General features: G+C 37.8%; 10 protein-coding genes and 1 pseudogene. 6 read left to right on the top strand and 5 right to left on the bottom strand.

Annotated elements, in window-relative coordinates:
* Both serC and QUE35_RS04070 read right to left on the bottom strand, forming a co-directional pair.
* The gene (gene serC / locus QUE35_RS04075; RefSeq protein ID WP_009319261.1) at nt 1-1,068 is read right to left on the bottom strand and encodes a 3-phosphoserine/phosphohydroxythreonine transaminase; all 1,068 of its coding nucleotides are present in this window, start codon (nt 1,066-1,068) and stop codon (nt 1-3) included.
* A gap of 289 nt (nt 1,069-1,357) precedes the next feature.
* Nucleotides 1,358-2,632: a replication-associated recombination protein A gene (locus QUE35_RS04070; RefSeq protein ID WP_009319262.1), complete on the bottom strand. Its 1,275-nt coding sequence runs from the start codon at nt 2,630-2,632 to the stop codon at nt 1,358-1,360.
* Nucleotides 2,633-2,877: 245 nt separating this feature from the next.
* Here QUE35_RS04070 and QUE35_RS04065 point away from each other — a divergent pair, with 245 nt between their 5' ends.
* The 4 genes from QUE35_RS04065 (at nt 2,878) to QUE35_RS04050 (ending at nt 9,583) form a co-directional block, all read left to right on the top strand.
* Nucleotides 2,878-4,422, top strand: coding sequence for a sulfatase family protein (locus QUE35_RS04065; protein WP_031258472.1), 1,545 nt, complete (start codon nt 2,878-2,880; stop codon nt 4,420-4,422).
* Between the two features lie 126 nt (nt 4,423-4,548).
* A complete protein-coding gene (locus QUE35_RS04060; RefSeq protein ID WP_022600915.1) occupies nt 4,549-6,129 on the top strand; it encodes a sulfatase family protein in 1,581 nt (526 codons plus the stop codon).
* 623 nt (nt 6,130-6,752) lie between these two features.
* On the top strand, nt 6,753-8,747 hold the full coding sequence (locus QUE35_RS04055; RefSeq protein WP_081705648.1) for an SEL1-like repeat protein: 1,995 nt from the start codon (nt 6,753-6,755) through the stop codon (nt 8,745-8,747).
* 116 nt (nt 8,748-8,863) lie between these two features.
* Nucleotides 8,864-9,583, top strand: a complete 720-nt coding sequence (locus QUE35_RS04050; protein WP_022600919.1) for a hypothetical protein — start codon at nt 8,864-8,866, stop codon at nt 9,581-9,583.
* Between the two features lie 131 nt (nt 9,584-9,714).
* Here the strand turns inward: QUE35_RS04050 and QUE35_RS04045 are convergent.
* Nucleotides 9,715-9,989: pseudogene (locus tag QUE35_RS04045) on the bottom strand (KilA-N domain-containing protein); the annotation flags it as partial.
* 410 nt (nt 9,990-10,399) lie between these two features.
* Here QUE35_RS04045 and QUE35_RS04040 point away from each other — a divergent pair.
* Together QUE35_RS04040 and QUE35_RS04035 are read left to right on the top strand one after the other, a co-directional pair.
* A complete protein-coding gene (locus QUE35_RS04040; RefSeq protein WP_022600923.1) occupies nt 10,400-11,833 on the top strand; it encodes a DHA2 family efflux MFS transporter permease subunit in 1,434 nt (477 codons plus the stop codon).
* Between the two features lie 44 nt (nt 11,834-11,877).
* A complete protein-coding gene (locus QUE35_RS04035; protein ID WP_022390415.1) occupies nt 11,878-12,411 on the top strand; it encodes a GNAT family N-acetyltransferase in 534 nt (177 codons plus the stop codon).
* Nucleotides 12,412-12,438: 27 nt separating this feature from the next.
* Here QUE35_RS04035 and QUE35_RS04030 read toward each other — a convergent pair whose 3' ends face one another.
* Nucleotides 12,439-13,221 (bottom strand): formate/nitrite transporter family protein, encoded by a 783-nt coding sequence (locus QUE35_RS04030; protein WP_022600926.1) that lies wholly within the window; start codon nt 13,219-13,221, stop codon nt 12,439-12,441.
* A gap of 583 nt (nt 13,222-13,804) precedes the next feature.
* Nucleotides 13,805-13,999: a hypothetical protein gene (locus QUE35_RS04025; protein WP_009319270.1), complete on the bottom strand. Its 195-nt coding sequence runs from the start codon at nt 13,997-13,999 to the stop codon at nt 13,805-13,807.
* Between the last annotated feature and the right edge of the window lie 35 nt (nt 14,000-14,034).

Below are 14,034 nucleotides of genomic sequence, written 5' to 3'. Positions count from 1 at the left end.
TTAATGAGCTTTTTCAAATTCTTTCATCGTGTCGATCAAAGCTTCGACACTTGATTTTGGCATTGCATTGTAAATGGATGCTCTGAAACCTCCTACGGAGCGGTGACCTTTAATGCCGACCATACCTTTGCTTGTCGCGAATTTGATAAATTCGTCTTCCAGGTCTTTGTATTCGTCATTCATTACGAAACAAACGTTCATGATCGAGCGGTCTTCTACATTAGCTGTTCCTTTAAACAGTTTATTGCGATCTATTTCATCGTAAAGAATAGCTGCTTTTTCGATATTCATTTTTTCAAGCACCTTAACGCCACCCAATTGCTTGTAGTATTTTAATGTTTGCAATGCTGAGAATACCGGTAAACAGGGAGGAGTGTTGAACATAGATCCTTTTTTGATATGGGTTCGGTAATCGAGCATGGTGGGAATAGCACGATCTACATGTCCGAGAGCATCTTCACGAACAATTGCGATTGTAACACCGGCAGGTGCTAAGTTCTTTTGTGCTCCGGCATAAATGATATTGTATTTGGCAATATCGATCGGGCGCGAAAAAATGTCCGAAGACATATCTGCTACCAACGGTACTTTTACGTCCGGATCATAGCGCATTTCAGTACCGAAGATAGTATTATTGGTAGTGATGTGAAAGTAATCGGCATCTTCGGGTACTGTATATCCTTTAGGAATATAAGTAAAGTTAGCTTCTTTTGAAGAAGCGACAACATCGACTTCACCGAATAACTTGGCTTCTTTAATAGCGTTTACAGCCCAAGTTCCGGTTTCAAGATAAGCGGCTTTCTTTTTCAACAAATTGAACGGAACCATGCAGAATTGCAAACTGGCGCCACCACCGAGGAAAACGACTTCGTATCCGGACGGAACATCTAATAACTCTTTTACAAGAGCTTGTGCTTCATCCATTACAGCGACAAATTCTTTGCTACGGTGTGATATTTCCAATAAAGATAATCCTGTCCCTGCAAAATCTAATACGGCATCAGCCGTGTTTTTGATGGTGTATTCACTCAGAATAGAAGGACCTGCGTAAAAATTGTGCTTCTTCATTTGTTCAATATTTATAGTTTATATACTGTTCTATTAATATTTAGGAAATTGTTTTCCGGCATGCATATTAAGGTTTCTATAAATATGTAATATTCGGAGAATTCCGGATCGGATTAAAAACAATTTCTGTTGTATATCGATGCTGCGAAATTAATACAAATTTTATGTATAACAAAAAAAATATCCGATCAATTTGAATATAAATGGACAAATAAAAAAACTATTTGTTATTTTACTCTTCGTTTGGTTTACAATATTATAGTTGTAATCCCGTTTTTAAGGAGTTTGTCTATTTATAACGGTCTTTCCATAAATAAGATAAATGGTCTTTTAATTTATTTTCTGCCGGATTGGGCTGAGGTTTCCATATAGAGTCGTTTTTTAATTCGTCCGGAAGAAATTGTTGTTTGACGAAATGATTTTCATAATCATGTGCATATTTATAGTTTTTACCGTATTCCAGTTCTTTCATCAAAGATGTCGGCGCGTTTCGCAAATGTAACGGAACAGGTAGATTTCCGGTACGTTCTACTATCCCTAAAGCATCATTTATTGCCATATAGGCCGAATTGCTTTTAGGACTGCTCGCCAGATAAATCGTTGCCTCGGCCAAAATGATCCGTCCTTCAGGCCATCCGATATTCTGAAGCGCGTCGAAACAAGCATTGGCGATTAACAAGGCATTCGGATTAGCGAGTCCGATATCTTCTGCTGCCGATATGACAAGACGTCGGGCGATAAAGGCCGGATCTTCTCCTCCGGCTACCATTCGGGCTAACCAGTAAATAGCTCCGTCCGGGTCGCTTCCCCGAATCGACTTGATAAATGCCGATATGATGTCATAGTGCATTTCTCCGCCTTTATCGTATGCTGACGGATTTTGTTGCAGTCGTTCTGTTACTGTCGCATCATCGATAATTATTGTTTTTTCAGTTTCGTTCGAGCTGGTAATCAGGTCTAAAATATTGAGAAGTTTGCGGGCATCGCCTCCTGAGTAACGAAACAGTGCATTCGTTTCTTGTATTTTTATTTTTAAGTTTTTCAATACTTTGTCGCAATGAATCGCTCGATCGAGAAGCGCTTGTAAATTTTTTACTTCAAGAGATTTGAGAACATATACTTGGCAGCGCGATAAAAGGGGACGTATTACTTCAAAAGAGGGATTTTCTGTCGTTGCACCGATCAAGGTAACAGTCCCGTTTTCTACAGCGCCTAATAAAGAGTCTTGTTGAGATTTATTGAATCGGTGTATTTCATCAATAAAAAGTATCGGTCTGCCCGTTTGGAACATCCGGTTATTTTTGCATTTTTCTATAACATCGCGTACGTCTTTTACTCCCGAATGAATTGCACTTAGGGTATAGAACGGAACGTCTAACTGATTGGATATGATTTTAGCTAAGGTCGTTTTGCCGACTCCCGGAGGCCCCCATAAAATAAAGGAGGAAATTTGTCCGGCATCGATCATTCGCCGTAAAATAGCGCCTTTCCCTACCAGATGTTCTTGTCCTATGTACTCGTCTAAATTTTGTGGACGTAATCTTTCTGCCAGAGGTTGTAACATAAATATCGCTTTTTGATTTGATATTACAAAAGTACGAAAAAATAGATCGGTGAGATTCTTGTCGGAAGAATAATTTTGATGTGTATGTATAGGGTGTGGAAAGATTAACAACCAATTTATTGTTTTAACTCAAAAAGTATCTTATTTTTGTAAAAATACTTTGGATATACAAAATCTAAACTATGGAATAAGTTGTCCTTTTTATTAATGGTTGGTATATGGTAAACTTTAAAAATACTATTAGAATGAATCATCCTTATTTATTATGGAGTCTGCTCCCCGGATTTTCTTTATTTACCGGATGTACGGTTTCCCCGAAAAAAGAAGTTATAAAGTCAGATGATCGGTTACCGAATGTAATTTATATTTTTTCGGATGATTTGGGTTTTGGTGATTTGAGTTGTTATGGTGCGACAAAAATACAGACTCCACATATCGATTCGTTGGCGGCTCAGGGAGCTCAGTTTATGAACGCTTATGCATCGTCGGCAACAAGTACCCCTTCTCGGTTTTGTTTGTTGACAGGAGCATATCCGTGGCGTTATGAGAATACCGAGATCGCTACGGGGAATGCCGGTATGATTATCGATACGGCATGTGTTACTATGGCTGATCTGTTTAAGAACGCTGGTTATGTTACCGGTGCGATCGGTAAATGGCATTTGGGATTAGGAGGGCCGAATGGACCTGATTGGAATGGAGAGATAACTCCGAGCCCTCGAAATATAGGTTTTGATTATGATTTTGTTATTCCTGCTACGGTAGATCGTGTTCCGTGTGTATATGTCGAAAATGACAGGGTGGTAAATCTTGATCCGAAAGACCCTATTTTTGTAGATTATAATAAAAAAGTAGGTAATTGGCCTACGGGAAAAGAAAATCCTGAATTATTGAAAATGAAATCGAGTCATGGACACGATAATACGATTATCAATGGCATAGGACGTATCGGATATATGACGGGAGGCAAATCCGCTTTATGGGTAGATGAAGATATTGCCGACACGATAGTTTCTAAAGCTAAAGCCTTTATAGCCAAAAATAAAGAAAATCCGTTTTTTCTATATTTAGGGACTCAAGATGTGCATGTTCCTCGTATTCCACATCCTCGTTTTGCCGGGAAAAGCGATTTGGGTGTGAGAGGTGATGTCATATTGCAACTGGATTGGACTATCGGGCAATTGATGCATACGCTTGACAGTTTGGGCATAGCGAATAATACCCTATTTATTTTTACAAGTGATAACGGACCTGTGATTGATGACGGATATATAGATGGAGCTTTGGAAGACCTGAACGGACATACGCCTATGGGAATTTATAGGGGTGGCAAATATAGTGCTTATGAAGCCGGAACACGTGTGCCGTTTATTGTTCGATGGCCGGATAGAATCAAACCTGTAAAGCAACATGCGTTGTTTTCGCAAGTCGATGTATTTGCTTCTATGGCAGAACTGTTAGGCAAGAAATTACCGGAAGGGGTTGCTCCGGATAGTCGAGGCAATCTTTCTGTCTTTTTAGGTGACGAATCGAAAGACCGGGAATATGTCGTTCAGCAAAATCTGAATAATACACTCTCGATTATTCAGGGAAAATGGAAATATATAGAGCCGAGTAAAATGCCTAATGCCGTTTCATGGGTGGAAATGGATTTGGGAAACAGCCCTGAAGCTCAGTTGTACGATCTGTCTACCGACCCGGCAGAAAAGCAGAATGTAGCGATACAATATCCGGAAGTTGTAAAGCGTCTTTCGGTCTTGTTGAATGAGGTGAAATCTCGAAAAAAATAATGGAATAATTATTGTAAACCTTAAGAATCTGTTTCAGTCAAGTTTTTAAATTCTATTCGGAAGTCATCTTCATAGTTGAAACGGATAGTATAAGATTTAAACAGATTCTAAAATTTAACTGATACAATGAAATATTCTGGTCAAGTTTTATATTCGTTATCGGGAGTCGCAGTTCTGTTTTCTGCATTGTCTTGTTCAGGGAAAAAAGAGAAATCGGCAACACCTTATAATATTGTATATATTATGACGGATGATCATACGGCTCAAATGATGAGTTGTTATGATACCCGTTATATGAATACTCCGAACCTGGACCGTATTGCAGCAGATGGCGTTCGTTTTACGAACAGCTTTGTTGCCAATTCATTAAGCGGGCCGAGCAGGGCTTGTATGATTACGGGAAAACACAGTCATGCAAATGGATTCACCGATAATACCACTTGTGCTTTTGACTCTTCTCAGCAAACAATGCCTAAACTTCTCCGAAAAGCCGGATATCAAACTGCGTTGGTGGGTAAATGGCATCTTGAAAGTCTGCCTTCAGGATTTGATTATTGGGAGATTCTTCCCGGCCAGGGTGATTATTATAATCCGGATTTTATCCGTATGAATAATGATACGGTACAAAGACGAGGATATGTTACGAACCTGATTACCGACATAGGAATAAATTGGCTGGAGAATGAGAGAGATGAGACCAAACCTTTTGCTATATTCTTGCATCATAAGGCTGTACATCGAGACTGGTTACCTGAGATAAAGAATCTTTCTTTGTATGAAGATAAAATTTTCCCGTTACCGGATAATTTTTTTGATGATTATAACGGACGTCTTGCTGCTGCGGCACAGGAAATGAGTATTGCCGAAGATATGGATATTATTTATGATCTGAAAATGCTGGCAGTTGGGAAAGAGAGTCGTTTAAAATCGGTATATGAACAAATTATAGGTCGGATGACTCCGGAAGAACGTAAGGCTTGGGATCATTTTTATGATCCGATAATACAAGATTTTTATTCTCGGAAACTAAGCGGGAAAGAGTTGGCTGAATGGAAATTTCAGCGTTACATGAGGGATTATATGAAAGTAGTAAAATCCTTGGATGACAATGTCGGGAGGATTCTCGATTATCTTGATAAAAAAGGCTTATTGGAGAATACATTGATTGTTTATACCTCTGATCAGGGATTTTATATGGGAGAACACGGGTGGTTCGATAAACGTTTCATGTACGAAGAGTCTATGCGTACCCCCTTGATTATGCGTTTGCCGAAAGATTTTGATAAAAAAGGAGATATTTCTCAATTAGTTCAAAATATAGATTATGCACCTACATTTTTAGATTTGGCAGGAGTACCTGTCCCTGAAGATATGCAAGGTATTTCTTTACTTCCTTTATTGAAAGGGGAGAATCCGAAAAATTGGAGAAAGTCTCTTTATTATCATTTTTATGAATATCCGGCAGAACATGCCGTAAAACGCCATTATGGAGTTCGTACGGATAAATATAAGTTGATACATTTTTATAACGATATAGATGCTTGGGAACTGTATGATCTCGAAAAAGATCCGACAGAGATGCATAATGTGTTTGATGATCCGGAATACGGGAAAGTCGTTGATTTTATGAATCGAGAACTGGTGCGTTTACAAAAACAGTATAATGATACATTTGCATTATCCTTGAACAAGTTTATGATGGAATAATTGGGGGATACCTTCTCAGAACTTAATAAGAAAGAGGCTGTCTAAGTTTTCCGATAAGAGGATAATATTAGTCTTTTTGGCATTATTCTGGGCTATAACGATGTTGGCGATATCGGTGGTTCTTTATGGGCAGGGAAACCTACTATTTTTCAGAGAAATATTTACTATTATTGAAAATTAGTATATTAGACAATTGAAGAAGCAATCAAGGCACAAACATTTATAAAGTCTCCTATTGAGGAGTTGATTCTCGCTTGTCATACAATTTATATCTAATGGTATAATAAATATATTAAGATATTGAGTATCAGGATAAAATTAAAGAAAAATCATTCAAAGATAATAGTTTATCATAGAAATTCTCTACTTTTGCATTTGGACTAACTTAACTCTATCCAAGACATACGAAAATAAGAAGAAGCGTTATGCTTATCTTGTACTTGAAACCATAGGAAATTTTCAAATTGGATACGAGGATAGCATAGTGCTTTTCACGCTATAGCGTGGACTGTTATTGTTGCCTGTATACAAGGTTTCAAGTAAAGAGTGTGGCATACAGTTCCACGCTTTTGTATTTTATAATTAACGGTTGCAGTTGGGACGTGCACCAATAAAATAACATTATGAGTAAATTCTGTTTTAATTTTGAATGGATAAAGACTTTCTTCTATTTGTGTACCATGTTTATTGTACAATTTGCATACTCTCAAAATATCAAAGAAGAACCTTTTAGTTATTCAGCAGAACTGTTGTCTGCTGCTAAAAAAGGTAATACTGATGCGATGTACAAAATAGGAATTTGCTACTATGTAGGCAGACCGGGAACACATACCTCTGATGTGAAAAAATCAAAGGATGATTTAACAGAGATGTTACGAAGTATAGGGAATCTTTCATCAACACTACCGGAAAGTCAATCTAACGTGACGGATAGACTTACAATTCTGATACAAAACGATATTCCTTTTGCACAAGATTACAAGAAAGCTCTGAAATATCTACAAAAGGCAGCAGATAAAGGTTCGCCTTTAGCGATGCTTACTTTAGGCGACATTTATTATTCCGGTGAAGGTGGAGTTAAGCAAGCGGACCTAAAAAAAGCAGTTATGCTATATACCAAATCTGGTGAAAGCGGCTGTAGCGAGGCATATCTTAGGCTTGCCAATATTTATAGCACACAACACGCTTGGCTTATAAAAGAAGGCATTGAAAATTATAAACTTAGAGATGTTGTTAAGGCAATGTACCCACTCCTTCAAAAAGCACTTAATTATAATAAACTTGCAGCAGAGTTGGGATCTGCTCAAGCTGCGTATAATATCAATCATGCTTATCTTGGGCAAGGAACAACTGTGGCAGATTATCAAGAGTCATTGAAATGGCTGCGGCGCGCAAATGAGTTGGGGTATGCTCGTGCTACAACAGAACTTGCAGTGCGGTATCAGTTAGGTTGGGGTACTATGCAAAATAAACGCTTCGCCCTTCAGCTTATGTGGCAGGCTGCAAGTAAAGGAGATGCGGCGGCTATGCATAACCTCGGAGAATATTATTATCATGGTGCATTTTTGCCCAAGGATAGAGAAAAAGCTGTACAGTTCTTTTTCCTTGCAAATAAGAAAGGACAAAATAATTCTTCCAGCCTTTCTGCCTGCTATAAAGAGGGACTGCACAATGCAGCCAAATATTCCTCGGAACAAGAATGGTTTGCGGCATTAGAAAAAGAGTTGCTAGAAGGTTCTTTGCCTGAAATCACTTTACCCAAACCACAAGTACTTTATACAGTTGCGGTAGGAGATGTGATTAGTGATTGTGGTTCTTTTTCTATAATAAAAGACGGTATTTGTGTGACAGAACGGAGTTATGATGCAATTATTAAGGATATGAATACAGGCAAACTAACAGCGTCTGCTTATGGATTTAGAACAACTCTTGCTGACGATGGCAGTGAAGAACAGCCTATCCTCAATCAAATAGGCGAAAAAATGGTTACTGCCACAGATGTGTCAAGTGCCTTTTCTTATTGCCTCCAGATGCTTCAAGCCGATCCTTTCAATACAATGGGTTACAAAGCTATTGTTTATTATAATATGGCTGTATTCTATCACAATTATAATGATTTTGGCAAAGCCGAGGCATATCTGAAAAAGGCATTGGAGATAGAGCCAGAGTTTACTGCTGCAAAAGAGAGTTTGGCTTTACTTGATAAATCGGTTAAATCGGCAAATAAAGCAGCAAAAAAAGCTCGTCGTAAACTAGTATGGGAGTGCATAATGATAGGGGCACAAGGTGTTTCTGACGCTATGGGACAATTCGCAAGCATTCAACAATCCAAACAAACACGAATTGATAATGAGGAGGCAAGGAAAGCAGCCAACAAAGCCCGCAATAAAGAACGTGTACGTGAACTGAAGGCACAAGGTAGAGCTGCAAGGCAAAATAGGGTAGGCATGATAGGTCGAAGAGCCGTTTCCAACCAATATACAGATAATATCGGTAGGCTTACAGATATGAAAAACAATGGCATGTATGGCTCTCCAGAATTTCGTTCTTTGCAACAAGAGCAACAAAGATTAAGTAAAAAATACGGCATCACAAGCCATGAATCAGAGAATTGGTAAACTATAAATATATAAACAACGATATTCTAACGCTAATAGTTTTATGATTAGGTATAAATAACAAGAGCAAATCCACTGGGGAAAAGAATAACAAATCAATTAAAAGATAGACAAAAATGAATATATTAAAATTTTTATTTGCTGTTTCACTGTTTGTTATCGTATCATGTTCTTCTGATGATGATAAAGATATTACGGAACAACAACAGATTGGAGAAACGAATGGTTACCAATATGTTGATTTAGGATTGAGTGTAAAATGGGCAACTTGTAATGTCGGAGCAACATCGCCATATGACACCGGAAATCTTTACGCATGGGGAGAAGTGTCTCCTAAAGAGGAATATCTATCAACCAATTATAAATACTGGACAAACCAAAGGAATATCACCAAATATTGCACGGACAGTGACTTTGGTACGGTTGATGGATTGAAAAGTCTTGTCCTTGAAGATGATGTTGTCCGCATAGAAATGGGAGGGGGTTGGAGAATGCCGACAAATACCGAAATTCGGGAACTTATTCTTCAGTGTGATACTAAAAGAGACACGCTGAATAATGTTCCGGGTGTATTGCTAACTGGGCCTAACGGAAACAGCATGTTCGTTCCCGGAAAAACTCGTTGGCAAAAACCTTCCTCAATTCACACTCCTGCTACTGAAGATTACACCGGTGCTTTTTGGTCGGTAAACCTCTGTACGCTTTATGAGCAAAAACAAACTAATGCTTACGCCTTTATATTTAATACAAACGTTATAGGTGGTGGTGTCGTATGCGAGACCTTCACTACACAAGAGCGTTATGTAGGATTAGCCTGCAGGGGTGTCATTGAATAAAATGTTATCTCTAATTTGAAATACAATCATAAGCGATATACAACATTGGGGCAATTTGAATGTCGTCCCAATGTTTTTTATTTACTTGTTGGAAGTCTTTTAAATGTTATACATCTAATTTATATAATTTTTTATTTTAACAATTTACGGTCGTTGTTGTCACCTCCAATACTTTTATCTGTTGAATGGCAATCTGATTGAGTTTAATCAATTGCTTACACTGTGGAATGCCTTGGTCTATGAACACGGTGTTTAAGTTTTCCATGTTCGAGAGACAAATCGATTCATTAATAGAAGCATGGTCTCGGATATTCCCTTTCAATTCAGGGTGTTGTTCACGCCATATTTTGGCAGTCATTCCAAACATCGCCACATTGGCTTCATCGGCATAGACAATACAGGACTGTTCATTTTTCGGTAAGAGTCAATCCATTCTCTATGTTATGCACCATCTTTAAACGTCAATAATCAAAATCTCTATTTATTAGAATATATTATCTGAAAATCAGTTGTTTGTAACTATTTTTGCATCCGTTTGCTCTCGTTTTGTTTGATTTATTTCCATGTGGATTTTGCCCGAGCAAAATTTGTTGGCTCTAAGTATTTTAATTTTTTAAGCGATAAATAGAGCGGTTTTGCGATATTCAAGAAATGATAAATGATATAAATCGAGTATCTTTGCATCGGTTTAAGGAAAATTCAGATAGGCTCTGAGAGCATGATCATTTTTCCCGATCTGAATGAAAATACGGAGTTTGAATTTTTTCATGAAGTTTGATGAAAAAATTGTGTGATTTCGGTGGAAAATAGAGATGGATGAGGTGGAAAAAGAAATTACCGTTTAAGTTTAACAGATCTGTCACTGTATCTTTGATAGTTGCTATTGCATTTTTTATGCAATTCTTGGATACGACAGCCGTAAATACGGCAATACCCGCAATGGCTCGTTCTTTTAGAGTTGATGTTATTCATTTAAGTACAGGAGTAACGTCTTATTTAATAGCTTTGGCTATATTTATTCCGGTCAGCGGGTGGATTGCCGATCGTTTTGGTACACGCAATGTTTTTTGTATTGCTGTCGCTTTTTTTATTTTAGCTTCGACATTATGCGGGACATCTGTATCCTTGACTCAATTTGTTCTGTATCGTATTATGCAGGGAATGGCGGGTGCGATGATGTCTCCTGTGGGGCGTTTGGCTGTATTGAAGACTACACCTAAGGAAGACTTGCCGGTTGCAATGAACTATATTACTTTACCTGCATTAGTCGCTCCGATTATCGGACCTCTTGTCGGAGGATATTTAACGACTTATTGGGATTGGCGGTATATTTTTTATTTAAACGTTCCGATCAGTATTATATGCATCTTTTTGGCATGGAAGTATATCCCTTCTGAAGAGCGTAAAGAACGGTTGAAAGTTCGTTTTGACGCTGTAGGATTTGTATTGAGCGGTTTTTCTTTAGCCGGATTTATGTATGGAGTTGAAATTTTAAGCAAAGACGGTGTTTCTTATTTTTATTCTTTGTTGATTATAGGTTTTAGTTTGCTTTTGTTGTGGTTTAATGTCAGATATTCGAAACATATATCGCATCCTTTGATCGACTATTCTGTAATGAAAATTAATTCTTATAAAGTGACGATTCTTACCGGGTCTGTATCTCGGATGATTATAGGAGTTTTTCCCTATCTTGTACCGTTGATGTTTCAAGAAGGATTTGGACTGAATCCTTTTGAGTCAGGACTGCTGTTTTTATCCACAATGGTTGGAAATTTGTCTATGAAATCATTGACAGTATGGATTATGCACCGTTTCCGATTTCGTACGATATTGATCGTAAACGGTTGTTTTTCGGCTTTGTTTACTTTCTTTACCGCATTGTTGATGCCTACGACTCCGGTTTATGTCATTGTCTTAGTTTTATTTACAGCAGGTCTTTTTCGATCATTACAGTTCAGTTCTTTAACAACTCTGGCTTTTACCGATACACCAGCTTCCCAGACGACAGCGGCAAATACTTTGTATAGTACCATACAACAAATGTCAACAGGCATGGGAATCGCCATGGGAGCGGTAGTTTTGCGTTTTTCGAATATTATAAATCATGGAATTGCAGGACATTATACCATTCCAGACTTTAGATTGGCGTTTATTTTTGTAACGGTTCTCGGTTTTGTGCATCTTTATGGATACACTAAGTTGTCAAAAGATGCCGGTAGTGTAGTAATGCTGAAGAAAAAAATGTTTTGAAGTTCTCTTTTGTCGGTCAATAAGTTTGAGTAATTTTATAAATAATGAATATTAAAATTAGACAAGAACAAATTTTTGATTATAAGCTTGTTGACGATTTGGTAGAATATGCCTTCAGAAATGTAAAAGAAAGCGATCATACCGAACATCTATTAGTCGGTCGTTTGCGCAAATCGGATGCTTTTATTCCGGAACTTTCTTTAGTAGCAGAGGTTGATGAGAGAAAAATAGTGGGACATATTTTACTCACGAAAGTGGCGATAGTATCGGGAAATGAGTCGGTTATTTCATTAGCTGTAGCTCCGCTTTCCGTCTTACCTGAATTTCAGAAACAGGGTATAGGAGGAGAGTTGCTTCGGGAAGCACATAAACGAGCTTCACAGTTGGGCTATAGTTCTGCCGTTTTATTAGGGCATAAAGACTATTATCCGAGATTCGGTTATAAAAAAGCTTCTGATTTTAACATCGAGTTTCCTTTCGATGTCCCAGAAGAATATTGTATGGCAATAGAATTATTTCCCGGTGCTTTGGACGGAGTACAGGGTATAGTACATTATTCCGATCCTTTTAGGATATAAGATATATAGGCTTTAAGAGCAAATGTTTTATTTTTTTAGATAAGCATACCAATAAAAACTACCTACGAATAGAGCACCTCCGATAATGTTTCCTAATGTTGCCGGAATGAGATTGCTTACCAAGAAATCGTAAACCAATATGTCTGCTCCTTGGAGCATACCTAACGGAATGAAGAACATGTTGGCTATACTGTGTTCATATCCGATTGCGACAAAACCCATAACCGGGAACCACAATCCTATGAATTTCCCGGCAGTACTTGACGAACTCATTCCTAACCATACGGCAAGACATACGAGCCAATTAGCTCCGATTCCTTTTAAGAAGACTGTAATCCAAGACATCGATACTTTGGCGACTGCAATATTTTTTATTGCCGAATGCCAAGGATCGGATGCGACAACTCCTGTCGAATGTACCATAACATAAACAAAAAAAAGAGCTCCGAGAAAATTACTGAAGTAAACGATAACCCAGTTTTTCCATACTGCCGTCCATTTATATTTGTCGTTTAATACTCCCGGTATTAAAATCGCATTATTGCCGGTGAATAGTTCTGCTCCGGCGATGACAACTAATATGAGCCCCAAAGGGAACATGCAACCGGAAAGAAGTTTTTGTAGTCCGGGATTGTTATTCGTTATTTCAGGAAATCCGCTGCCGATTAGAAGAGACAATAATCCTCCCATTGCTATATAAATTCCGGCCAATATGCCTAAAATAACGGTTTTTCGTGTACTGAATTCGATTTTTTGCAAAGCCGATTTTTCTGCAGATATTACTATTTCTGAGGGAGGTAATGTGCTCATAATGTGTTCCGTTTTTTAATAAAGTGCAAATATAACGGATTTTATTGCAGTCGAAGCGGGTGGAAAAAATATCTTCATAAGATTGAATCGGTTTTCATTGTTAAATAATGTTTATTGAAAAACAATTGAGAGATTTGGAATGTTTTATAGTCAAACAAGCGATACAGGATCGTTTATTAGACGAACAATAGAGATTGTAGTCTGGAATAACGTGGAAAGCTTTAAGTTTTATCTATTTATGATATTCTTGTTTTTTGTGTGTTTCATTGGTATTATTATCCTTGCTTATTCTTGGAATAAGCTATCCTCTTTCTTGTTTTTGATATATTTCAAGTTTGGGAAGGCCGGCTCGGGAGAGACCGGCCTTCTGTTTTTATATTCAATAAAATTTAAACATCTCCTTTGGGAGTTTACCTGAATTTTATACGGGTCGGTTAGGAGCTTCCTTCGAGGATGTTCTGTTGTCTTTACGAGGATGATAGCGGGCTATTTGACGAGGGAAAACGGGAAAATAAACCGGAAGAAAGCGCAAAAATGACCTGATGATATTTTCTTATTGGCAAATTTAGATAGGCTCTAAATCTCATGCAGCTTTTTCAAATAAATAAGGCAGGTTTTTGTCGCCTGCCTTAATCCTTTTTCGGTTATATACTTTTTTTGAGACATGGATTCGATTAAAAGAAACCGGACGTCCGTGTTTTTCGATTTCTTCCTCTCGGCTCGCTTTTCTGTTAGCTTTGAGGTAATCTTCTTGAGTAAATTTCATTTTCTTTTTCATCGCCGAATTAAATTAACGGACTGCAAAGATAGTGA

The sequence above is a fragment of the Coprobacter fastidiosus genome, assembly GCF_030296935.1.
GTDB lineage: Bacteria > Bacteroidota > Bacteroidia > Bacteroidales > Coprobacteraceae > Coprobacter > Coprobacter fastidiosus.
This window is presented reverse-complemented; position numbering and strand designations above follow the sequence as displayed.